Origin of the sequence: Methylorubrum zatmanii, assembly GCF_014845115.1 — a bacterium.
Taxonomy (GTDB): Bacteria; Pseudomonadota; Alphaproteobacteria; order Rhizobiales; family Beijerinckiaceae; genus Methylobacterium; species Methylobacterium zatmanii.
In genome coordinates, this window is record NZ_NKUI01000052.1 from 1 (window position 1) to 21,107 (window position 21,107).

Genomic DNA, 21,107 nt, shown 5'->3' on the forward strand with positions numbered 1-21,107 from the left:
CGAATCCGGTCGATCCCTTCGGGATGGCGGATGTGGACGTCGTGCAAGCGCCGCGCGGGCTCGCTGATCCCGCTTCCGGTTGAACAGACCGGAAGCGGGATCAGGTGGTGGATTGCGCGCCCCGCTCCGCCTCCTCGATGCCCGGCACGGGCCCCTTGGCGGCGACGTGCCGCACGAAGGCGTCGACCCAGGCATCGAAACCGTCCATCGCCGCTGCCTCGCGGGCCATGTCGTCCGCCTGATCGTCAGCATAGGCCCGGCCGATCCCGGTCCGGGCATGGCTCCACAGCGCGTCAGGCACCTCGATGCCGCTGTAGCGGCATTGCCAGACGAGGCTCTGGTAGGCGCGCCGCTCCTCGCCGCCATAGGGTTCCTCCGCCGGATCGAACCATGCCTTCTGCGAGAGGATGCGCGGGCGCCCCTCGGCATCGCGTTCGTTGCCGCCCTCGTTGCCGTAACGGAAGAAGGCGGCGCTGCGCCCCTCTTGGTGGTTTCGCGTCAAAGCGGGCCAGAGCGAGGATTTTTCCAGGGCCTGCGCCTTCAGCGTGCTCTTCTTGTCGATCAGGTCGGGGCGCGGGTTGCCGCCGCTCATGCAGACGAGGCGGCGGGCGGAACGGCGATGACGAGCACCTTGAGCGGGCGCTCCTCCAGCGGAAGGGTTTCCACGGCGGCGAGATCGTCCAAAGGGCGCGGTCCTCCGGCGGGTGGAAATCTCCGGTGTTCGGGCGAACCTCACCGGCCCGGTGCGGTTCCCCGCCCGGCGGTCTTCGCGCCCGCCGCCCGATCGGCTAAACGGGCCACCGATTCAGTGGACCTCACACAGCTCCCGATGCCCGGAAGCCCTCCCTGGCCGTGACGGCCGCTGCGGGAGTTCCGTGAGAGACACGCAAGCGGCAGGAACGGATGGCGATGGCGGCGGGCGCGGACCACGGAGCGGAGACGGGGGGCTTCACGGCCATCGTGCTGGCGGCCGGCAAGGGAACGCGGATGCGCTCCGACCGGCCCAAGGTGCTCCATGCCCTGGCCAACCGCTCGATGCTCGGCCATGTGCTCACCGCCGTGCAGGAGGCCGGCGCCTCCCGCCTCGCCGTGGTGGTCGAGCCGGGCCGGGAGGACGTCGCCCGCGAGATCGAGCGTCTCGCACCGGGCGCGGGCATCCATCCCCAGGCCGAGCGGCTCGGGACCGCCCATGCGGTGCTCGCCGCCCGCGCGGCCCTGGAGGGCGGCCGGGACGTGATCGTGGCCTTCGGCGACACGCCGCTCATCACCGCCGAGACCTATGCGCGACTGCGGGCGCCCCTGCGCGAGGGGGCTGCGGTCGCGGTGCTGGCCTTCGAGGCGGCCGATCCCACGGGGTACGGCCGCGTGCTGACGGAAGCCGGCCGCGTCCTGGCGATCCGCGAGGAGAAGGACGCCTCCAAGGAGGAGCGGACAATCCGCCTGTCGAATGCCGGGCTGATGGCGCTGTCCGGCACCCATGCCCTCGGCCTGCTGGAGCGGATCGGCAACGACAACGCCAACCGCGAATATTACCTCACCGACGCGGTGGCCCTCGCCGTCGCCGACGGCCTCTCCGTCGCCGTGGTCGCGGTGGCGGAGGACGAGGCCCAGGGCGTCAACGACCGGGTCCAGCTCAGCATCGCCGAGGCCACGATCCAGGCGCGCCTGCGCCGGGCGGCCCAGCTCGGCGGAGCGACCCTGGTCGCTCCCGAGACGGTCTATCTGAGCGTCGATACCGTGCTCGGCCGCGACGTGGTGATCGAGCCCCATTGCGTGTTCGGCCCCGGCGTGGTCGTCGGCGACCGCTGCGTCATCCGCGCGTTCTCGCACCTGCACGATGCCCGGCTGATGGACGGCGCCGATATCGGCCCGCATGTGCGGCTGCGCGGAGGCGCGGTGCTCGGGGAGGGCGTCCATCTCGGGAACTTCGTCGAGATCAAGAACGCGACCCTGCATGCGGGCGCCAAGGCCTCGCATCTCACCTATCTCGGCGATGCCGAGGTGGGGGCCGGCGCCAATATCGGGGCGGGCACCATCACCTGCAATTACGACGGCGTGTCGAAGCACCGGACCCAGATCGGCGAGGGCGCCTTCATCGGCTCGAACTCCGCCCTGGTGGCACCGGTGAGCGTCGGCGCGGGCGCCCTGGTCGGCGCCGGCTCGGTCATCACCCGCGACGTGCCGGCGGACGCCCTGGCCGTGGCGCGGGGCCGGCAGGCCAACCGCGAGGGCATGGCCCGGACCCTGCGCGATTCGCTGAAGGCGGCCAAGGCCGCCCGTGATGCCAAGAAAGACTGAGCGGAACCGGACGCGGCCGCACAGTGCCCGCGCGACGCCTCTGCGGCTTGGGCGCTGGCCTTCTTACGCCGCGATCCGTACAAGCCCTGATCCGCGCCACGCCCAAGGTCCGGCCCTTGCCCCGCAGGGAGCCGGTCTCGGGCAGGGATCCCGTTCCGGGATGCCGGGCGCTCGTCTTTGGTGGCTTCAGGATCGGCCATGTGCGGAATCGTTGGCATTGTCGGGCGTGATTCGGTCGCGGACGGGCTGATCGAAGCGCTGCGGCGGCTTGAATATCGCGGCTACGATTCCGCCGGCATCGCAACCCTGGAGCACGGCCGGCTCGACCGTCGCCGGGCGGAGGGCAAGCTCTCGAACCTCCAGCTCAAGCTGGTCCAGACCCCGCTCTCGGGCGCCATCGGCATCGGCCATACCCGCTGGGCCACGCATGGGCGCCCCAACGAGACCAATGCCCATCCCCACGCCACCGAGCGGCTGGCCGTGGTCCATAACGGCATCATCGAGAATTTCCGCGAGCTGAAGGCGGAGCTCGTGGCCGCGGGCGTGCGCTTCGAGAGCGAGACCGACACGGAAGTCGTGGCGCAGCTCGTCAGCCATCTGATGGGGCAGGGCCTCGGCCCGGTGGCGGCGGTGGAGGCCGCGCTGCCGCGCCTGCACGGCGCCTTCGCCCTGGCCTTCCTGTTCGCCGGGCAGGAGGATTTCCTGATCGGCGCCCGCCACGGCGCGCCGCTCGCCATCGGCTTCGGCCAGGGCGAGACCTATCTCGGCTCCGATGCCCTGGCGCTGGCACCGTTCACCGACGAGATCACCTATCTCGACGAGGGCGACTGGGCGATCCTGACCCGCGACGGCGCCGAGATCCGCGACCTGTCCGGCAACGTCGTGCGCCGGCCTCGCCAGAAGATCGTGGCCCAGGCCTATCTGGTGGACAAGGGCAACCACCGCCACTTCATGGCGAAGGAGATCCACGAGCAGCCGGAGGTGGTCGGCCGCACGCTGGCCCATTACGTTGACATGGCGCGCGGTCAGGTCGTCCTGCAGGAGACGCTGCCCTTCGACTTCGCGCGGCTGTCGCGGCTCTCGATCACCGCCTGCGGCACCGCCTATTACGCCGGGCTCGTCGCCAAATACTGGTTCGAGACCCTGGCACGGCTGCCCGTCGAGATCGACGTCGCCTCCGAGACCCGCTACCGCGAGCCGCCCCTGGAGAAGGACGGATTGACGCTGGTGATCTCGCAATCGGGCGAGACCGCCGACACCCTGGCTTCGCTCCGCTACGCCAAGTCCCAGGGGCAGCACACCCTGGCGGTGGTCAACGTCCCGACCTCGACCATCGCCCGCGAATCCTCGGTGGTGATGCCGACCTTCGCCGGCCCCGAGATCGGCGTGGCCTCGACCAAGGCCTTCTCCTGCCAGCTCACGGTACTGCTCTGCCTCGCGCTCGCCGCCGGGCGCGCCCGGGGCACGCTGGATGCCGCCCGCGAACGCGCGGTCGTGGATGCGCTCATCACCGCGCCCGGCCTGATGGCCGAGGCGGTGAAGATGGAACACGCGGTCGAGACCCTCGCCCGCGAGATCGCCAAGGCCCGCGACGTGCTCTATCTCGGCCGCGGCACGAGCTACCCCATGGCGCTGGAAGGCGCCCTGAAGCTCAAGGAAATCAGCTACATCCACGCGGAGGGCTACGCCGCCGGCGAACTCAAGCACGGCCCGATCGCCCTGATCGACGAGAGCGTGCCGGTGATCGTGATCGCTCCCCACGACGCGATCTTCGAGAAGACCGTCTCCAACATGCAGGAGGTCGCCGCCCGCGGCGGCAGGATCATCCTGGTGGGCGATGCCAAGGGCGCCGCCAATGCCGGGCTCGAGACGATGGCGACCCTGACCATGCCGGACGTGGACCCGGTGGTGGCCCCGATCGTCTACGCGGTGCCGATCCAGCTCATCGCCTACCACACCGCCGTCTTCATGGGGAAAGACGTCGACCAGCCGCGCAACCTGGCGAAGTCGGTCACGGTGGAGTGAGGGTCAGGCCGGGAGACCGGCCTGACGGCAGCGCCCGGATCAATCATACCAAATCCGCTTGATCCCTTCGGGATGGCGGATTTGGGCTTCGCTCAAATCCCGCGCGGGCTTGCTGATCCGGAACCCGCTCTGATCGAGCGGATCCCGTATCAGGTCCGCCAGGGGTGGTCGGGCAGCTCGGTATCGCCGATGGCGCTGGCACCGGCGAGCGCCACGGCGTCGTCGTTCTCCACCGAGGAGCCGCTGACGCCGATGGCGCCGGACATCTCACCGTCCGCATCGACGATCGGGATGCCGCCGGGGAAGGTGATGAGTCCCTGGTTCGAGTGCTCGATGCCGTAGAGCGAGCCGCCGGGCTGCGACAGCTGGCCGATCTGGCCGGTCTTCATGCCGAAGAACACGGAGGTCTTCGCCTTCTTCTGGTCGATGTCGATGGAGCCGACCCAGGCGCCGTCCATGCGGTGGAACGCCTTCAGGTTGCCGCCGGAATCGACCACCGCGATGCACATCTGGGTGCCGAGTTCGACGGCCTTGGCGCGGGCGGCCTCGATCGCCTTTTCCGCTTGCTCGATGGTAACGTGCATCGCGTCTTCTCCCTGAACCTTAGCCACCATGGGCAGCAGCGAGGTAATCGCTCGCCGGTTCCGATCAAGTTGCCTCGCGCACCAACCATCTTGCCGCCGGAACGGACATTCCCCTTCGGCCCGTCCGGCTCCCCTTGAGCCGTCCGTGCGCAGCCGCTACGTCTCTGGCCCGGAGAGCCGGAGGCGGAGCGGATCCGCCGTCCCGCCCTTTCGCCTCCCGAGGTGCATACGTGGCGCCCACCCTCTCGCCGATCCCGGACGCTCCGGAACCCGCCTCGTCCAAGACGCGCGTCAGCGCCCGGGGACGGCTGCGAACCTACTTCCTCACCGGCATCATCGTCGCGGGGCCGCTCGCGATCACCGCCTACATCACGTGGTGGTTCATCGCCCTCATCGACGGCTGGGTGAAGCCGCTGGTGCCGGCGAGCTACCTGCCGGACCATTACCTGCCCTTCTCGATTCCGGGCCTCGGCCTCGTCATCGCCTTCGTCGCGGTGACGATGCTGGGCTTCCTCACCGCCAACCTCGTCGGGCGCTCGGTGGTCGAGTTCGGCGAGGTGCTGCTCGCGCGCACACCGGTCATCTCCGGCCTCTACCGGGGTCTGCGCCAGATTTTCGAGACCCTGTTCTCGGCCAACGGCACCTCGTTCCGCACCGTCGGACTGGTGGAGTTTCCGGTGAAAGGGACGTGGTCGGTGGTGTTCCTCTCCGCGCCTGCTGCGAACGAGGTGCAGGGCGCGCTCCAGGCCAAGGAGGGCGGCGAGGCCAAGGATTATGTCGGCGTGTTCCTGCCCTGCGCACCGAACCCGACCACGGGCTTCTTCTTCTACCTGCCGCGATCGGAAATCGTGGAGGTCGGCATCAGCGTCGACGATGCCGCCAAGCTGGTGATGTCGGCGGGCGTGATCCAGCCGGAAGATCCCCGCGGCAGCCTGCACGCCATGGCCGCCAGCCTGCGCCACGCGCAGATGCAGGCGGAAGAGGACGAGGCCCCTGAAACGGAAAAGGCGCGCCGGGAACCGGCGCGCCAGGATTCGTAGCTCACGATCCGTTGCGTCGTCCGACGCCTGAGTGTCAGTGCTGCAACGAGGCCTTCTCGACCGCGATGGTCGGCGGCGTGGCCTCGGCGACCTGATGCCCGGACGGGTGGTGCGCGGCGGGGGCGCTCCAGTCGGCGGCGATCTGGGCACTCAGCAGCAGGGCCAAAGCCGCGCACAGCGTATTCGCCGCGATCCAGAACCGGCGCGAGGATTGTCGCACCGCCTTCACCAAGGCATCCGTCGTCGCCTCGTCGCGCGCGGCGCGGTCCGAGATCGGCATGAGCCAGGGTTCGAGGGAGAGCGCATCGGCTCCCCAATTCTCGGAGGAACCCGGCAGGCGTTGGAACGGTGCGATCGACATCGCGATCCTCCTCTTTTCCAGTGGCACCCCGGTCTACGAGGCCGTTTGTTCATCTCCAGTTAAGGGCCAATTTTGGCAGATACAAGGTATTTCCGACTTTCGCGCCCATCCACGCCCTTCGACAAAGCTTGAGCACACACGGTTAAATCATTGAAATAGTTTGCAAAATGCCGCGCGGTCGCGCAGCGTTGCCGCAGGCGTATGACGTTTTTCCCTGACATTCGGTTCCTGAACGCGCCGTTCAGATTTCCGCGATTCTGAACGGAAACCTGAACGAAAGCGGGTTCAACCCGCCCCGATCAGCCGGATCGCGGCCTCCCGCTCGAACAGATAGAGCAGCACCCGCAGGGCCCGACCGCGCTCGCTCTGGAGCCGGGGATCGCGCTCCACGATCAGCCGCGCATCGTCGCGAGCGGCCTCCAAGAGGGCGCCGTCACTCTCCAGCCGGGCGAGGCGGAACGCGGCCATGCCGGATTGACGGGTGCCGAGCACCTCGCCCTCGCCGCGCAGCCTCAGATCCTCCTCGGCGATCCGAAAACCGTCCTCGCTCGCGCGCATCATCTCCAGCCGCGCCTTGGCGACCTGGCCCAGGGGACCGCGATAGAGCAGCAGGCAGGAGGACGCCTTCGAGCCGCGCCCGACCCGGCCGCGCAGCTGGTGGAGCTGGGCCAGACCGAAACGCTCGGCATGCTCGATCACCATGATGGTGGCCTCCGGCACGTCGACGCCGACCTCGACGACGGTGGTCGAGACCAGCACGCGGGTGCGGCCGGCGGCGAAGGCCTCCATCGCCGCGTCCTTCTCCGGCCCCGGCATCTTGCCGTGGATCAGGCCGACCTGATCGCCGAAATGCTTCCTGAGATCGTCGAAGCGCTCGGCCGCCGCGGCGAGATCGACATATTCCGACTCGGCCACCAGCGGGCAGATCCAGTAGACCCTGTCGCCGGCCGCCAGGGCCCGGTGCAGGCCGTCCACCACCTCGTCGATGCGCTCCACCGGCACGGTGATGGTCTTGATCGGCTGGCGCCCGGCCGGCTTCTCGTCGAGCACCGAGACATCCATGTCGCCGAAGAAGGTCAGCGCCAGGGTGCGGGGGATCGGCGTCGCCGTCATCACCAGGATGTCGACCGCCTCCCCCTTGGCCCCCAGGGCCAGGCGCTGATGCACGCCGAAGCGGTGCTGCTCGTCCACCACGGCAAGGCCGAGATCGCGGAAGGCGACCGCCTCCTGGAACAGGGCATGGGTGCCGACCACGATGTCGATCTCGCCCGCCGCCAGATCGGCCAGCGTCGCCCGCCGCTCGGCGGCCTTGTCGCGGCCGGTGAGCAGGCGCAGGCGCATGGCGCCGGCCAGCGGCACGAGCCGCTCGTAATGCTGCCGCGCGAGAATCTCGGTCGGGGCCATCAGCGCCGCCTGACGCCCGGCCTCGACGGCGGAGGCCATGGCCAGCAGCGCCACCGCGGTCTTGCCGGAACCGACATCGCCCTGGAGCAGCCGCAGCATCCGCCGCTCCGAGGCCATGTCGGCGCGGATCTCCTCCACCGCCCGCGCCTGCGCGCCGGTCAGGGCGAAGGGGAGGGCGGCCTCGACCCGCTGCTTCAGATGCCCGTCCCCCGCATTCACCCGGCCGGCCTTCCGCCGCTGGCGGGCCCGCACCAGGGCGAGGGCGAGCTGCGAGGCCAGCAGCTCGTCATAGGCGAGGCGCTTGCGGGCGGGACTTGCCGGCGGGGCCTGCCCCTCGACCGGGGGAGGGGGCGCCTCCTCCGGGCGGTGCTCGATGCGCAGGGCCTCGGCGAAGGGCGGAAAGCGGTTGCGGGCGAGGAAACTCGCATCCTGCCACTCGGGCAGGACCGGCAGCCGGTCGAGCGCGCCGTGGACGATGCGGCTGATCACCCGCGAGGTCAGCCCCTCGGTCGCGCCGTAGATCGGCTCGACGGCGGGCAGGCTCGCGAGCCCGGCCTCGTCGAGGATGCGGGAGGGATGCACCATCTGCCGATAGCCGTCCCACAGGTCGATCCGGCCCGAGACGTAGCGGTGGGCGCCGATCGGCAGCATCTTCTCGATGCGCCCGCGCGGCATACCGAAGAACACGAGGCTGATATCGCCGGTGCCGTCCTCCACCAGCACCCGGAAGGCGCGCTTGCCCAGCCCCGGCGGCCGGTGGGCCACCACGGTGACGCCGAGGGTGACGGGCTCGCCGGTCGGCGCGTCACGGATCGAGCCGCAGAGCGGCCGGGCGACGCCGCTCTGCGGCAGGTGGAACAGCAGGTCGGCGACGCGGGCCGGCCGCTCCTCGGAGCCGAGCAGCTTCTCGATCAGCGGCGCGATCTTCGGGCCGATTCCGGGCAGGCCGCGGGCGGGCGCGAAGAGCGGGTCGAGGATGCTGGGGCGGAGGCCGGCGGCCTCATCCTCGGCGGAGCGGGGAGGGGCCGAGGCGGGGTGCCCGAGGGTCTGGCTGGGTTCCGGGGTCATGTGACCGGGGTCGTGGGCCTTTCGAGCCGAGCGAGGTGCGGGCCCCGTATACCCGGCTTTCCCCGCCGCATCACGCCCGCGCTTCGCACCGTGGCCCTGTTCTCACCGTGACTCATGGGCCTGCGGATGACATCTCGTCACAAGCGCAGGCCATGCGCAGGCCATGCGCCGACGCCGTTTGCCCGCGGCCGCACGCCCCTCTACATGCCTGTTGCAGACTTTCGCAGGGGACCGCCCATGTCCGGCACCACCCGAACCAGCGCCGACCTCGACCCGCGCCGCCGCCGCACCCTGTTCCGGGCGTGGCATCGCGGCATCCGCGAGATGGACCTGATCATGGGCCGCTTCGCCGATTCCGAGATCGGCGACCTCTCGGAGGAAGAGCTGACGGAGTTCGAGGCGCTGATCGAGGTGCCCGACCGCGACCTGTTCCGCTGGCTCACCGGCGAGGCCGAGACGCCTGAGAATTACGACACCGCCGTCTATCGCCGGCTCAAGGCGTTCCATAAGCACGACGCGCCGATCCACTCCTGAAACGCGGATCGGCGCCCCCTATCTCACACTCTCCCCCATCCTGAGATGCCCGCGCCAGCGGGCCTCGAAGGAGGACTTCCGGAGACCGCGCGATCCCCGGAGCCCTCCTTCGAGGCTTCGCCTCGCACCTCAGGATGTGGGGAATGGTTTGGATCGAGGCCGATCCACACTCCGTCCCGACCCGTTGCCCCTGATACGTCACGCCCGATGGCCAAGCCTCAATCCAAAGCCGCTCCCAAGCCGGCCGCCCCGGCACCGAAGCCGCAGACCGCCCGCTTCGCCCTGCCGAAATCGGCGCCGCTGACCAAGGCGCTCGACGCGATCAAGCGCGGCGACAGCCCGACCCTGGCCAGCGTCCCCGACGGCTTCGACGCCCTGGTGGCGGCCGATCTGGCCCGGGCGCTGTCGGGCTCGTTCGAGGGGCCGGCGGTGCTGGTCCATGTCGCCCGCGATTCCGGCCGCTCCAACGCCTTCCAGAACGCGCTGAAATTCGTCGCCCCCGAGATCGAGGCGATGAGCTTCCCGGCCTGGGATTGCCAGCCCTACGACCGAGTCTCGCCCAACGGGGCCATCGCCGCCCAGCGCATGACGGCTTTGTCGCGCCTCACCCGCTCGCGCTCGTCCGAGGAGAAGCCGCGCATCCTCTGCACCACCGTCAACGCCCTGGTGCAGCGGGTGCCGCCGCGTTCCCGGGTGGCGGTCGAGACCTTCTCGGCGGCGATCGGCAACGTGGTGCCGATGGACAAGGTGGTGGCCTGGGTCGAGGCCAACGGCTTCCTGCGCACGGGAACGGTGCGGGATACCGGCGAATACGCCGTGCGCGGCGGCATCCTCGATCTGTCGCCGCCCGGCCTGCCGAACCCGATCCGCCTCGACTTCTTCGGCGACACCCTCGAGTCGATCCGCGCCTTCGATCCGGAGACGCAGCGGACCGTCGGATCCCTGCGCTCCCTCGATCTGGTGCCGATGAGCGAGGTGCAGCTCACCACCGAGACGATCCGGCGCTTCCGCCAGGGCTATCTGTCGAGCTTCGGCGCCGCGACCCGCGACGACCGGCTCTACGAGACCGTGAGCGAGGGCCGGCGCTATGCCGGCCTCGAACACTGGATGCCGCTGTTCTACGACAGCCTCGACACCCTGTTCGACTATCTCGGCGACGTGCCGATGCTGTTCGATCCCCAGGTCGAGGAGGCGGCGGCCGAACGGCTCTCCCTGATCCAGGACTATTTCCAGGCCCGCGAGGCGGCGCTGAAGAACCCGCAAGCGGGCGTCGCGCCCTACAAGCCGCTGCCGCCGCGCGCGCTCTATCTCACCCCCAACGAGTGGAAGGGGAAGGTCGAGGCCGGCACGGTCGCCCGGCTCACCCCCTTCGCCCAACCGGATTCGGACGAGCGGGCGGTGATCGATTGCGGCGCCAAGGCCGGCCGCAACTTCGCGCCGGAGCGCGCCGACGAGGCCGCCAGCGTGTTCGACGCGGCGGTGGCGCATATCCGCGACCTGCAGGCCTCCGGGCATCATGTGATCCTCGGATCCTGGTCCGACGGCTCGCGCGACCGGCTCTGCGGCGTTCTGACCGATCACGGGCTGAAGAAGCCGATCGAGATCAACACCTTCGGTGCCGTCAACGCGTTGAAGCGCGGCACCGACGTGGCGGTCGCGGTCTGGGGCCTGGAATCCGGCTTCACCCTCGACAAGCTCGCGGTGGTGGCCGAGGGCGACATTCTCGGCGACCGGCTGGTGCGCCAGAAGCGCAAGTCGAAGCGCCCGCAGGACATCATCCTGGAGGTGCAGGCGCTCCAGCCCGGCGACCTCGTGGTCCATGCCGATCACGGCATCGGCCGCTTCGTCGGGCTGAAGACCGTGACCGCCGCCGGCGCCCCGCACGATTGCCTGGAGTTGCAATATGCCGGCGGGCTGCTGCTGCTGCCGGTGGAGAACATCGAGCTTCTGACCCGCTACGGCTCCGAGGATTCGGAGGTCGCCCTCGACCGCCTCGGCGGCGGGGCCTGGCAGGCCCGCAAGGCCAAGATGAAGCGCCGCATCCTCGAGATGGCGGGCGAACTCATCAAGGTCGCCGCCGCCCGCTTCGTGAAGCCCGCGCCCGCCCTCAAGGCGCCGGAGGGCCTCTACGAGGAATTCGCCGCCCGCTTCGCCTTCCAGGAGACCGAGGATCAGGCCAACGCCATCGACGCGGTGCTGGACGACCTCAATGCCGGCCGGCCGATGGACCGGCTGGTCTGCGGCGATGTCGGCTTCGGCAAGACCGAGGTGGCTTTGCGGGCCGCCTTCGCGGCGGCGATCTCCGGCAAGCAGGTCGCGGTGGTGGTGCCCACCACCCTGCTCGCGCGCCAGCATTACCGGACCTTCGTCGAGCGCTTCAAAGGGCTGCCGATCAACATCGCCCAGCTCTCGCGCTTCGTCTCCGCCGGCGAGCAGCGTCAGAACCGGGCGGCGCTGGCCGAGGGCAAGGTCGATATCGTCGTCGGCACCCACGCGCTTCTGGCCAAGAACGTCGCGTTCAAGGATCTCGGCCTCATCATCGTCGACGAGGAGCAGCATTTCGGCGTGGCCCACAAGGAGCGGCTGAAGGCGCTCCAGTCGGAGGTGCACGTGCTCACCCTCTCGGCGACGCCGATTCCGCGCACGCTCCAGCTCGCCATGACCGGCGTGCGCGAACTCTCGATCATCGCCACCCCGCCGGTGGACCGGCTGGCGGTGCGCACCTTCGTGACGCCGTTCGATCCGCTGCTGATCCGCGAGGCGCTGCTGCGCGAACGCTATCGCGGCGGCCAGTCCTTCTACGTGGTGCCGCGCATCGAGGACTTGGCCGAGGTCAAGAAATTCCTCGATACCGAGATGCCCGAGGTCACCGTCGCCGTGGCTCACGGCCAGATGGCGGCGGGCCAGCTCGAGGACGTCATGACGGCCTTCTACGAGGGCAAGTACGACGTGCTGCTCTCGACCACCATCGTCGAATCGGGCCTCGACATCCCGACCGCCAACACCCTGATCGTGCACCGGGCCGACATGTTCGGCCTGGCGGCTCTGTACCAGCTGCGCGGCCGCGTCGGCCGCTCGAAGGCCCGGGCCTATGCCCTGTTCACGACCCCGGCCAACCGTCAGCTCACCGCCCAGGCCGAACAGCGCCTCAAGGTGCTCCAGAGCCTCGACACCCTCGGCGCCGGCTTCCAGCTCGCCTCCCACGATCTCGACATCCGCGGCGCCGGCAACCTGCTCGGCGACGCCCAGTCGGGCCACATCAAGGAAGTGGGCTACGAACTCTACCAGCAGATGCTGGAGGACGCGGTGACCGCCCTGAAGGCGGGCATCGAGGAGCCGGTGGAGGAGGCGTGGTCGCCGACCATCGCGCTGGGCGCGCCGGTGACGATCCCGGAGGATTACGTCGAGGATCTCACCGTCCGCCTCGGCCTCTACCGGCGCCTCTCGACCATCGAGAACGATGCCGAGATGGAAAGCTTCGGCGCCGAACTGATCGACCGCTTCGGGCCGCTGCCGCCGGAGGTGGAGCAGCTCTTGAAGATCGTCACCATCAAGATTCTGTGCCGCGAGGCCAATGTCGAGAAGGTCGAGGCCGGCCCGAAGGGCGTCGTGGTGCATTTCCGCGACCGTTCCTTCGCCAACCCGCAGGGCCTCGCCGCCATGGTGGTGGAGCAGGGTTCCTTCGCCAAGGTGCGGCCGGACATGAGCGTCGTCTTCATCCGCGACCTCGACGGCGTACCGGCTCGGCTGAAGGAAACGACGCAGATCATGCGCGGGCTGGTGACGATCGCCAAGCGGGCCAAAAAGAAAGCGGCGTGAAGCGCGCGCCAGCCCCTCCAACCCACCGCGCGGGTTGAGACATGGCTCCGGGAGACCGGCCGTTCCCGAGGGCCGGTCTCCCGTCGCGGCTGGTGAAAAGAAAAGTTGGCCTTGATAAAGCTCCATTCGAGTCGCATCTTGGGTCGTATCGATGCGAGGCCGGATTTTCTGGGCCGTAACGCCTCCGCAGGGCGGTTCTCATTCTCCTTCGTAATCGGTCGAACGAAACAGCCCGGCGCCGTGCGGCGCAGGGGCGTTTGCCTGCACCCTGCGGAGACAAGGACGCATACGATGGATACCGGCACCGTAAAGTGGTTCAACGAGCAGAAGGGCTACGGCTTCATCCAGCCCGAGGACGGCTCGAAGGACGTGTTCGTCCACATCTCCGCCGTCGAGCGCGCCGGCCTGCGCGGTCTCACCGAGGGCCAGAAGGTGTCCTACGTGATGGAGACCGACCGCCGTTCCGGCAAGCAGTCGGCCGGACAGCTCCAGGTCGCCTGATCCGCGCCCGATCACGCTGACTGACACCAATCGAAGCCGCTCCATCCGGGGCGGCTTTGCACATTCTCTGCCGCGGCCGACCCTCGGCGCGGCACGATCAAGGACACTCCGTGAGCTTCAGCAAACAGAACTCGTTCGACGACCGCCGCCAGACCTCCGCATCGGCCCGCGAGGCCATGCTCGCCCGCTTCCGCGCCCGTCCCACCAACGACGATCCGGCGGTGCAGGCGCGGCAGGCGGAGCGCCGCGCGATCATCGTCGCCCGCGATGAGCGGGCCAAGGAGCGTGAGACGCAGCGGCGCCTCGAAGCCGAGCGGCTGGCCGCCATCGCGGCCGCCGAGCGCGCGGCGGAAGCGGCCCGCAAGGCGGCCGAGATCGAGGCCGCCGCCGAGCGCGCCCGCCTCGCCCAGGCCAAGCAGAAGGAAGAGCGGGACGCCCGCTACGCCGCCCGCAAGGCCAAGATCAAGCTGCGGCGCTGACGGCCCCTCCCGCGAACCGGCACGCCCGGTTCGCGATCCTGCCCTGGCTTGGGCCCGGAGATATCCCGGAGACACCCATGACGCACAAGTTCAAGATCGGCCAGCGCGTCCGCCGCGCTCAGGCCTCCGCCACCGACGCGCGCCTGGGCTTCGGCCTCGTGAGCGAAATCGTCCGCCTCATGCCCGACGATCCGACCGGGGAACCCTCCTACCGCATCCGTTCGGGAGCGGCGGAGCGGGCGGTGCGGGAGAGCGAAATCGTCGCGGAGGCGTGAAACCGCGCCCTTTCACAACGAAAGAGGGCGGCCCCTCCGGTCCGCCCGTCATTGTCCCGTTACGGGAAGATCCTAAAGCTCCGGCTCGTTGAGCACGTAGGGTCCGATTCGGCTTTTCAGATCGACCGGCGCGCCGGCCCTGGGGCCCGCATCGTCCATATCGATGACCGGAATGCCGCCAGCCCGCATCTGCTCGCGCAGGCGATTGGCGAGCGCTGCGGTTTGCGGGTTGGCACTGGAGGACAGCTGGAGGAGGATCGCCGCGGGGCGGGCGATCACGGCGAGAACGTCGTCTGCCGCCTCGATCGAGGCAGTGACACTCGCATAGCCGAGGCCCGCGAGGTCGGCCGCCAGAGAGCGGTCGACGGCACGATGGCCATCATCGACGACGAGCACTTGTTGCAGCGCACCCATAAGCTTCAGCGTTACCCCATGTCGCACCCCGTGTGAAGGGGCACCCCGGATAACCCGCACGGCCACGATTGGTTCGCCAGCCATGCAGATGAAGCGACACTAGGTCCGGCCGGATGAAGGTGCGATGAACTGCACCGCACAGACGGTGAACGGGGCTCGCTCTTTCCCTGAACCAGATGTCAAAGCCTTGGTGGACAAGCATTTCCTGATGCCGCCGGCAGAGTGGGCCCGGAGACGCCGAGAGAAGCCTTACGCAGACGCAACACTTTCCGGTGAAGCGGGGGCCTCGGGCGAAGGCACCGTGCCGGCGAGCGCCGTATCGGTCGGCGCCATATCGATTGCCGTGGCGAGGCCGGCGAACAGCACGGCCGCGTAGGGCGTATCGTGCCATGTCTCACCGAGCGCGTCCTGACGGCTTCCGCGTTGCAGCGTCGTGGCGGCACAGGCCTGGCCGCGGAAGGCGAGCCGCCCATCGATGCCCCGATGAAGTCTCATCAGGCTCGGCGGGAGGGCGAGCCGCTCCGGCTTGCCGAGCACCAGGGCGAGATCTCCGGGGCTCCCTCGGCGTCCGGAGAGAATCGCCGTCTCGTCGAAGGCCATCGTGTCGATCACCGTATCGAGCCGCAGGGCCTGCGGGCCGCCGGGGACGCGGCTGCGGCCGGGGAAGCGGGCCGGGGCGCGGTGAACCAAGGTGATGGACCGCAATTCCGCCGGCAGATCGCGGCCGGCCAGATTTCGCTCGAGGAAGGCCGGAGCGACGAGATGGGTCGGAACCGGGCGGCGCAGGGTCGCGGCGAAGGCCGCCCCGTCGAACAGCGGCATCGCCTCCAGGGTCGCCCCCGCCACGAGGGCGGCGCCCAAGCCGGTGACGAGCCCCCGCAGATCGTGAGGACCGATCAGGCTGAGGATGCGCTCGCTGGGAGCGACGCGCGCCGCGGCGAGATGGGCCGCCGCCGCCGCGACCACGGAGGGGCCGCTGCGATAGACCGGGCGGTCGGGATCGCCGCCGACGAAGGTGACGATGCCCGCCGGCGCCGGCGGCGAACCGCCGGCGGCCTCCGCCGGACCGTCGAGCACGAAGCGGTCGAGATTGATCACCCCGTCCGGCACGTCGGGACCGAAGGCCGCGAGGTAGCGCAGGCCAAAATAGCGTGCGGCGACGGCGCACATGCGCTCCGCCGGCGCCGCCGATCCGAGCCGGGCCTGGGTGAGGATCGCACTCAGCGCCACGCCCTGGGCGGCGGCGAGCAAACGGTCCTCATCCCAGGAGACCGGCAGCAGGCAGGCGACATGCCCGGCGGCCTCCACCGCGAGGATCGCCAGCGCGCTCTCGGCCGATCCCGGCAGGCACAGGCCGATGCGACTTCCCGGCGGCAGGCGCCAGCTGCGCAGGCCCCGGGCGAGACGCTCCACGATCTCGGACGCGGCGGCATAGGTCCAGGTGATGGCCGGACGGCCGCTCCAGTCCGGCTTGTCGGCGGGATCGATCACCGCGATCCGATCGGGGTGGCGCCGGGCGGTGGCGGCCAGCAGGCCACCGAGGCCGATGCGCCTCAGGGGAACGTCGGCCGGCATGGCCTGCGACGCCTCAATCTGCGTGATCGCCCGTTGCGCCGACACCCGAGCCCGCCCCCGAAAACCACCTTCGGTGATGGGCCGAACAGGGTTAAGCAACACTTAAAATTTGGCCGCCACCGATGTCTCGCGTAGAGATCGGGGAGAGGCGCCGCGCCCGCCGGGGCTCCCGAATCACCGGCGCCGCACGAGCGGCGCGACAGGGCCTTACGCCCATCGGCCGAGGGGTTGAAGGCCATGCTCGATGTTCTGCGGCGGCTGTGGGAGGTCGAGAATCTCTCACCCCACGGCATCTGCCTGCTCTGGCGCCCGGAGCTGATCTGGGCCCATGTCGTCTCCGACAGTCTGATCGCGCTCGCCTATTTCTCGATCCCCGTCGGGCTCGCCTATTTCGTGTCCCATCGCCGGGACATCGTGTTCGGCTGGATGTTCTGGTCGTTCGCCGTCTTCATCACCGCCTGCGGCACGACCCATCTTCTGGCGATCTGGACACTCTGGGTGCCGGATTACGGCCTTGAGGCGGTCATCAAGCTCATCACGGCCGTGGCCTCGATCGGCACGGCGGTGGCGCTCTGGATCCTGATGCCGAAGGCGTTGACGCTGCCGTCGCCCACTCAGCTGCGGCAGGCCAACGAGGCCCTGCGCGCCCGTATCCGCGAGCGCGACGAGGCCCTCGCCGCCCTGGAGGCCGCCAATGCCGAGCGCCAGCGCACCGAGGAATTGCTGCGCCAGAGCCAGAAGATGGAGGCGATCGGGCAACTCACCGGGGGCGTGGCCCACGACTTCAACAACCTGCTCAACATCGTGCTGCTCAACCTCGACCGGGTCGAGCGCGGCCTGCCCGCGGACAGCCCGCTGCGGACGCGCCTGCGCGACGCGGTGAAGGGCGCGGAACGGGCGGCCACGATGACCCACAAGCTGCTCGCCTTCGCCCGCCGCCAGCCGCTCTCGCCGGTGAGCACCGACGTGAACGCCCAGATCGCCTCCTTCGCCGATTTCCTGCGCGGGACGATCGGCTCCCGGATCCGGCTCGCGACCGACCTCGCCCCGGACCTGCCGCGGGTGAACATCGATCCCAACCAGTTGGAGAACGCGATCCTCAACCTCGCGGTCAATGCCCGCGACGCCATGCCGGAGGGGGGCACGCTCACCATCGCCACCCGGCCGCTGCCGACCGAGGAGGGGGGCGAGGGCCTCGCCGTCGAGGTCTCCGACACCGGAACCGGCATGGCGCCCGAGATCGAGGCGCGGGCCTTCGAGCCGTTCTTCACCACCAAGCCGCTAGGGCAGGGCACGGGCCTCGGGCTCAGCCAAGTGTTCGGCTTCGCGCAGCAATCGGGCGGCAGCGCCGTTATCCTGCAGGGAGGCCGGCCCGGCACGACCGTGCGCCTGTCCTTCCCGGCCCAGGCCGCCGCGAACGGCGAGGAGAGCGGCAGGCGGGCGAACCCGAGCCCCGTGCCGTCCTCGGTGCCGAGACCGATCCTGGCGGCGGGTTGAGCGACGGGCGGAACGCGGGATTCTTGCTCCGCCTCGCCGGTCCCGAAAGCTCGGGACAACCTTTCGGGACGATGGTTCGGGACGCGACAGGGGGAGGAAGGATGACCGACAAGCCGACGGTGCTCGTCGTCGAGGACGAGGAGATGCTGCTCAACGCCGTGGCGATGGAGTTCGAGGATGCGGGCTTCACCGTGCTCTGCGCCGGCACGGCGGAGGAAGCCTATGGCCTGCTCAAGGACGGACGGACGTTCGATCTCCTGTTCACCGATATCCGCCTGCCGGGCCAGCTCGACGGCTGGGACCTCGCCGAGCGCGCTCGCGAACTCCACCCGGCGCTGCCGGTGATCTACGTGACCGGCTACAGCACCGAGCAGCCCCGCCAGGTGAGCGAGAGCACGCTGGTGATGAAACCCTACCGCATGACGGCGGTCATGAACGCCGCGCGTCAGCTCGGCGTGGGGTGAACGGTACTCCTCACTCCTCCCGCGCCTTCTCCCGCAGCAGGAATTTCTGCACCTTGCCCGTCGAGGTCTTCGGCAATTCGCCGAACACCACGTGGCGCGGCAGCTTGTAGGGCGCGAGCCGCTCGCGGCACCACGCGATCAGGTCGTCGGGGGCGACCTCGCGGCCCTCCTTCAACTCGACGAAGGCGCAGGGCGTCTCGCCCCATTTCTCGTCGGGCTTGGCCACCACGGCGGCGGCGGCGACCGCCGGGTGCTTGAACAGGGCATCCTCGACCTCGATGGAGGAGATGTTCTCGCCGCCCGAGATGATGATGTCCTTCGAGCGATCCTTGAGCTGGATGTAGCCGTCGGGATGCTTCACCCCGAGATCGCCGGAGCGGAACCAGCCGCCCTTGAAGGCCGCCTGGGTCGAGGCCGGGTTCTTCAGATAGCCCCGCATCACCACGTTGCCGCGGAACATCACCTCACCGAGGCTGGTGCCGTCGGCGGGCAGGGAGGCCATGGTCTCGGGGTCGCGCACGTCGAGCCCTTCGAGCACCGGGTAGCGCACGCCCTGCCGGGCCTTCTTCTTCGCCCGCGCCTCCGGGGGGAGGGCGTCCCACTCCTCATGCCAGGCATTCACCACCGCCGGGCCGTAGGTCTCGGTCAGGCCGTAGAGATGGGTCACGTCGAATCCCGCCTCGCCCATGGCGGCCAGCACCGCCTCGGGCGGCGGCGCGGCGGCGGTGAGGAAATGGACCCGGCGGGGGAGGGGGCGCTTCTGCTCCTCGGAGGCGTTCAGCAGCGTCGACATCACGATCGGCGCGCCGGACAGATGGGTGACGCCGTGCTCGGCCAGGGCCGCATACATCGCGGGCGCCCGCACCTGCCGCAGGCAGACATGGGTGCCGGCCACGACCGAGAGGGTCCAGGGGAAGCACCAGCCGTTGCAGTGGAACATCGGCAGGGTCCAGAGATAGACCGCGTGCTGCGGCAGCCCGGCGGTGATGACGTTGCCGAGGGAGAGCAGGGCCGCGCCGCGATGGTGGTAGACCACCCCCTTGGGATCGCCGGTGGTGCCGGAGGTGTAATTGAGGGAGATCGCGTCCCACTCGTCGGTGGGCAGGGCCCATTCGTGCTCGGGGTCGCCGGAGGCCAGGAAGGCTTCGTAATCGGTCTCGCCCGGAGGCGGGCCGTCGCCCGAGAATTCCGGGTCGTCGTAGGCGATGACGAGGGGGGAGACACCGGCCCGGTCGAGCGCGCCCCGGGCGAGGGCCGCGAATTCGCGGTCGACGATGAAGACCTTCGCCTCGCCATGGTCGAGGCAGAAGGCGAGGGCGGCGGCGTCGAGGCGGGTGTTGAGGGTGTTGAGCACCGCCCCGGTCATCGGCACGCCGTAGTGGCACTCGATCATCGCCGGGGTGTTGGCGAGCAGCACCGCCACGGTGTCGCCGCGCCCGATCCCCCTGGCCGCCAGGGCCGAGGCGAGGCGCCGGCAGCGCGCGTAGAGATCGGCATAGGAGCGGCGCAGCGATCCGTGGATCACCGCGACCCGGTCCGGAAAGGTGCGGGCAGCGCGGTCGAGATAGGTCAGCGGCGTCAGCGGCTGGAAGTTGGCCGGATTCCGGTCGAGGTCCTGGTCGTAGATCGTTTGAGCGGTCATCGGCCTCGCCTCCCGTTGCCGGAAGACCTTAACCGAGCCCCGTGGGCGATCAACGGAGAAAGGCCCCACGGGCAGCGCCCGGGAGCCTTTCACGGAGGACGTTCGAGGGGTTGGGAGCGAAGCGGCCCAAAAGGGGCCGATCAGCGCTCCCGGCCGCTGAGGAGCTTCTCCAGAGCGGCGAGCCCGCTGCGCTCGGCGGCCTCTTCCGTGGTCTGCACGCGGTCGGCGCGCTGGAAGAGCTTGCCGTTCCGGCGGATTGCCCAGGTGAAGTGCCCGGCCGGGCGCTCGCAGGCTTCGATTTCCAGGGTGTAGGGATTTGCGCTGTTGCTTGCCATGACCCGGATATAGGATCGCCTTCCCGATCCGGCTACCCACCCGGCGCATGGTTGCGTTGCTTTTGACGGGACGGCCCGCAGGGGACCACGCTGCTTTCTTTCCCGGCCTCACGGGCCGGCGGCCGCCTCCGCTGCCTTGGCTGTCGCTCCGCGCAGCGACATTTGACAATCCCGGCGGGATCATCGACACGGCGCCCGGCCGGGGCGCGGGCCGTCCGCCGGCCCTGATTCATCCGCGCCCGAGCCGCCGATGCCCGTTTCTTCCCGCCAGAGCCGGACCGCGCCGAGCGCGGGCGACGCCTGTCCATGACCTCCCTCAGCGCCGGCTCGGCCGCGCCGGAACGGGCGGATGGCTCCGGCGCGCTCGCCGGCCTGCTGCGTCTGACGGACGGGGCACTGGCCTTTGGGGCGGCAAGCCATACCCGCGCCTGCGCCCTGCTCCTGCTGATCGGGCTCGCCTGCTTCCTGCCGGGCCTCGCCTCGCTCCAACCGATGGACCGGGATGAGCCGCGCTTCGCCCAGGCCTCCAAGCAGATGCTGGAGACGGGCGATCTCGTCGATATCCGCTTCCAGGCGGAGGCCCGCCACAAGAAGCCGGTCGGCATCTACTGGGCGCAGGCCGCCGCCGTCGCGGCGGGCGAGGCGCTCGGCGTGCCGCAGGCCCGCACGCGGATCGGGCTTTACCGGATCCCCTCCCTCCTCGGCGCCCTGGCCGCGATCCTGCTGACCTATTGGGCGGCGCTCGCCTTCCTCGGGCGGCGCGGCGCCCTGCTCGCCGCCGCCCTGTTCGGC

19 protein-coding genes are annotated in these 21,107 nt (G+C 69.8%); 11 read left to right on the plus strand and 8 right to left on the minus strand.

The window, feature by feature from the left end:
* Positions 1–100 precede the first annotated feature (100 nt).
* Complete coding sequence (locus tag MZTS_RS07510; RefSeq protein WP_009866442.1) at positions 101–592, minus strand: hypothetical protein; 492 nt, start codon at positions 590–592, stop codon at positions 101–103.
* A gap of 317 nt (positions 593–909) precedes the next feature.
* On the opposite strand from MZTS_RS07510, the gene glmU reads away from it, so the two are divergent.
* Together glmU and glmS are read left to right on the plus strand one after the other, a co-directional pair.
* A complete protein-coding gene (gene glmU, locus MZTS_RS07515; RefSeq protein ID WP_192282958.1) occupies positions 910–2,298 on the plus strand; it encodes a bifunctional UDP-N-acetylglucosamine diphosphorylase/glucosamine-1-phosphate N-acetyltransferase GlmU in 1,389 nt (462 codons plus the stop codon).
* 198 nt (positions 2,299–2,496) lie between these two features.
* Positions 2,497–4,323, plus strand: a complete 1,827-nt coding sequence (glmS, locus tag MZTS_RS07520) for a glutamine--fructose-6-phosphate transaminase (isomerizing) (RefSeq protein ID WP_192282960.1) — start codon at positions 2,497–2,499, stop codon at positions 4,321–4,323.
* A 149-nt stretch (positions 4,324–4,472) separates the two neighbouring features.
* Here glmS and MZTS_RS07525 read toward each other — a convergent pair whose 3' ends face one another.
* Positions 4,473–4,907: a GlcG/HbpS family heme-binding protein gene (locus tag MZTS_RS07525; RefSeq protein ID WP_192282962.1), complete on the minus strand. Its 435-nt coding sequence runs from the start codon at positions 4,905–4,907 to the stop codon at positions 4,473–4,475.
* A 230-nt stretch (positions 4,908–5,137) separates the two neighbouring features.
* Here MZTS_RS07525 and MZTS_RS07530 point away from each other — a divergent pair, with 230 nt between their 5' ends.
* A complete protein-coding gene (locus MZTS_RS07530; protein ID WP_192282964.1) occupies positions 5,138–5,947 on the plus strand; it encodes a DUF502 domain-containing protein in 810 nt (269 codons plus the stop codon).
* Positions 5,948–5,981: 34 nt separating this feature from the next.
* Here the strand turns inward: MZTS_RS07530 and MZTS_RS07535 are convergent, their stop codons facing one another.
* Both MZTS_RS07535 and recG read right to left on the minus strand, forming a co-directional pair.
* Entirely contained in the window at positions 5,982–6,308 is a 327-nt protein-coding gene (locus MZTS_RS07535) for a hypothetical protein (protein ID WP_192282966.1), read from the minus strand.
* Positions 6,309–6,593: 285 nt separating this feature from the next.
* Positions 6,594–8,780, minus strand: coding sequence for an ATP-dependent DNA helicase RecG (gene recG / locus MZTS_RS07540; protein WP_192282968.1), 2,187 nt, complete (start codon positions 8,778–8,780; stop codon positions 6,594–6,596).
* A 237-nt stretch (positions 8,781–9,017) separates the two neighbouring features.
* On the opposite strand from recG, the gene MZTS_RS07545 reads away from it, so the two are divergent.
* The 5 genes from MZTS_RS07545 to MZTS_RS07565 all read left to right on the plus strand — a co-directional run bounded on the left by MZTS_RS07545 (position 9,018) and on the right by MZTS_RS07565 (position 14,388).
* On the plus strand, positions 9,018–9,314 hold the full coding sequence (locus tag MZTS_RS07545) for an FAD assembly factor SdhE (RefSeq protein WP_009863141.1): 297 nt from the start codon (positions 9,018–9,020) through the stop codon (positions 9,312–9,314).
* A gap of 207 nt (positions 9,315–9,521) precedes the next feature.
* Positions 9,522–13,133, plus strand: a complete 3,612-nt coding sequence (gene mfd / locus MZTS_RS07550) for a transcription-repair coupling factor (protein ID WP_192282970.1) — start codon at positions 9,522–9,524, stop codon at positions 13,131–13,133.
* 291 nt (positions 13,134–13,424) lie between these two features.
* Positions 13,425–13,634 carry a cold-shock protein gene (locus MZTS_RS07555; RefSeq protein WP_192282972.1) on the plus strand — a complete coding sequence of 70 codons (210 nt, stop codon included), beginning with the start codon at positions 13,425–13,427 and terminating at the stop codon, positions 13,632–13,634.
* 110 nt (positions 13,635–13,744) lie between these two features.
* A complete protein-coding gene (locus tag MZTS_RS07560) occupies positions 13,745–14,113 on the plus strand; it encodes a DUF6481 family protein (RefSeq protein ID WP_192282974.1) in 369 nt (122 codons plus the stop codon).
* A gap of 77 nt (positions 14,114–14,190) precedes the next feature.
* The gene (locus MZTS_RS07565; RefSeq protein WP_192282976.1) at positions 14,191–14,388 is read left to right on the plus strand and encodes a hypothetical protein; all 198 of its coding nucleotides are present in this window, start codon (positions 14,191–14,193) and stop codon (positions 14,386–14,388) included.
* Between the two features lie 72 nt (positions 14,389–14,460).
* Here the strand turns inward: MZTS_RS07565 and MZTS_RS07570 are convergent, their stop codons facing one another.
* Both MZTS_RS07570 and MZTS_RS07575 read right to left on the minus strand, forming a co-directional pair.
* Positions 14,461–14,802, minus strand: coding sequence for a hypothetical protein (locus tag MZTS_RS07570; protein ID WP_192282978.1), 342 nt, complete (start codon positions 14,800–14,802; stop codon positions 14,461–14,463).
* Positions 14,803–15,051: 249 nt separating this feature from the next.
* Positions 15,052–16,422 (minus strand): AMP-binding protein, encoded by a 1,371-nt coding sequence (locus tag MZTS_RS07575; RefSeq protein ID WP_192282980.1) that lies wholly within the window; start codon positions 16,420–16,422, stop codon positions 15,052–15,054.
* A 192-nt stretch (positions 16,423–16,614) separates the two neighbouring features.
* On the opposite strand from MZTS_RS07575, the gene MZTS_RS07580 reads away from it, so the two are divergent.
* Both MZTS_RS07580 and MZTS_RS07585 read left to right on the plus strand, forming a co-directional pair.
* A complete protein-coding gene (locus MZTS_RS07580; protein ID WP_192282982.1) occupies positions 16,615–17,874 on the plus strand; it encodes an ATP-binding protein in 1,260 nt (419 codons plus the stop codon).
* A 101-nt stretch (positions 17,875–17,975) separates the two neighbouring features.
* On the plus strand, positions 17,976–18,338 hold the full coding sequence (locus tag MZTS_RS07585; RefSeq protein WP_009864920.1) for a response regulator: 363 nt from the start codon (positions 17,976–17,978) through the stop codon (positions 18,336–18,338).
* A gap of 10 nt (positions 18,339–18,348) precedes the next feature.
* Here the strand turns inward: MZTS_RS07585 and MZTS_RS07590 are convergent, their stop codons facing one another.
* Together MZTS_RS07590 and MZTS_RS07595 are read right to left on the minus strand one after the other, a co-directional pair.
* The gene (locus MZTS_RS07590) at positions 18,349–19,980 is read right to left on the minus strand and encodes an acyl-CoA synthetase (protein ID WP_192282984.1); all 1,632 of its coding nucleotides are present in this window, start codon (positions 19,978–19,980) and stop codon (positions 18,349–18,351) included.
* A gap of 140 nt (positions 19,981–20,120) precedes the next feature.
* Positions 20,121–20,315, minus strand: a complete 195-nt coding sequence (locus MZTS_RS07595; protein WP_009863081.1) for a hypothetical protein — start codon at positions 20,313–20,315, stop codon at positions 20,121–20,123.
* A 306-nt stretch (positions 20,316–20,621) separates the two neighbouring features.
* Here MZTS_RS07595 and MZTS_RS07600 point away from each other — a divergent pair.
* The coding region (locus MZTS_RS07600) for an ArnT family glycosyltransferase (RefSeq protein WP_425492741.1) at positions 20,622–21,107 on the plus strand (486 nt) is incomplete at its 3' end.

Coding starts and splice junctions, on each gene's coding strand:
- recG (WP_192282968.1), bottom strand. CDS start 8,780: ATGACCCCGGAACCCAGCCAGACCCTCGGGCACCCCGCCTCGGCCCCT.
- mfd (WP_192282970.1), top strand. CDS start 9,522: ATGGCCAAGCCTCAATCCAAAGCCGCTCCCAAGCCGGCCGCCCCGGCA.
- MZTS_RS07535 (WP_192282966.1), bottom strand. CDS start 6,308: ATGTCGATCGCACCGTTCCAACGCCTGCCGGGTTCCTCCGAGAATTGG.
- glmU (WP_192282958.1), top strand. CDS start 910: ATGGCGGCGGGCGCGGACCACGGAGCGGAGACGGGGGGCTTCACGGCC.
- MZTS_RS07565 (WP_192282976.1), top strand. CDS start 14,191: ATGACGCACAAGTTCAAGATCGGCCAGCGCGTCCGCCGCGCTCAGGCC.
- MZTS_RS07545 (WP_009863141.1), top strand. CDS start 9,018: ATGTCCGGCACCACCCGAACCAGCGCCGACCTCGACCCGCGCCGCCGC.
- MZTS_RS07525 (WP_192282962.1), bottom strand. CDS start 4,907: ATGCACGTTACCATCGAGCAAGCGGAAAAGGCGATCGAGGCCGCCCGC.
- MZTS_RS07555 (WP_192282972.1), top strand. CDS start 13,425: ATGGATACCGGCACCGTAAAGTGGTTCAACGAGCAGAAGGGCTACGGC.
- glmS (WP_192282960.1), top strand. CDS start 2,497: ATGTGCGGAATCGTTGGCATTGTCGGGCGTGATTCGGTCGCGGACGGG.
- MZTS_RS07580 (WP_192282982.1), top strand. CDS start 16,615: ATGCTCGATGTTCTGCGGCGGCTGTGGGAGGTCGAGAATCTCTCACCC.
- MZTS_RS07585 (WP_009864920.1), top strand. CDS start 17,976: ATGACCGACAAGCCGACGGTGCTCGTCGTCGAGGACGAGGAGATGCTG.
- MZTS_RS07510 (WP_009866442.1), bottom strand. CDS start 592: ATGAGCGGCGGCAACCCGCGCCCCGACCTGATCGACAAGAAGAGCACG.
- MZTS_RS07570 (WP_192282978.1), bottom strand. CDS start 14,802: ATGGGTGCGCTGCAACAAGTGCTCGTCGTCGATGATGGCCATCGTGCC.
- MZTS_RS07595 (WP_009863081.1), bottom strand. CDS start 20,315: ATGGCAAGCAACAGCGCAAATCCCTACACCCTGGAAATCGAAGCCTGC.
- MZTS_RS07590 (WP_192282984.1), bottom strand. CDS start 19,980: ATGACCGCTCAAACGATCTACGACCAGGACCTCGACCGGAATCCGGCC.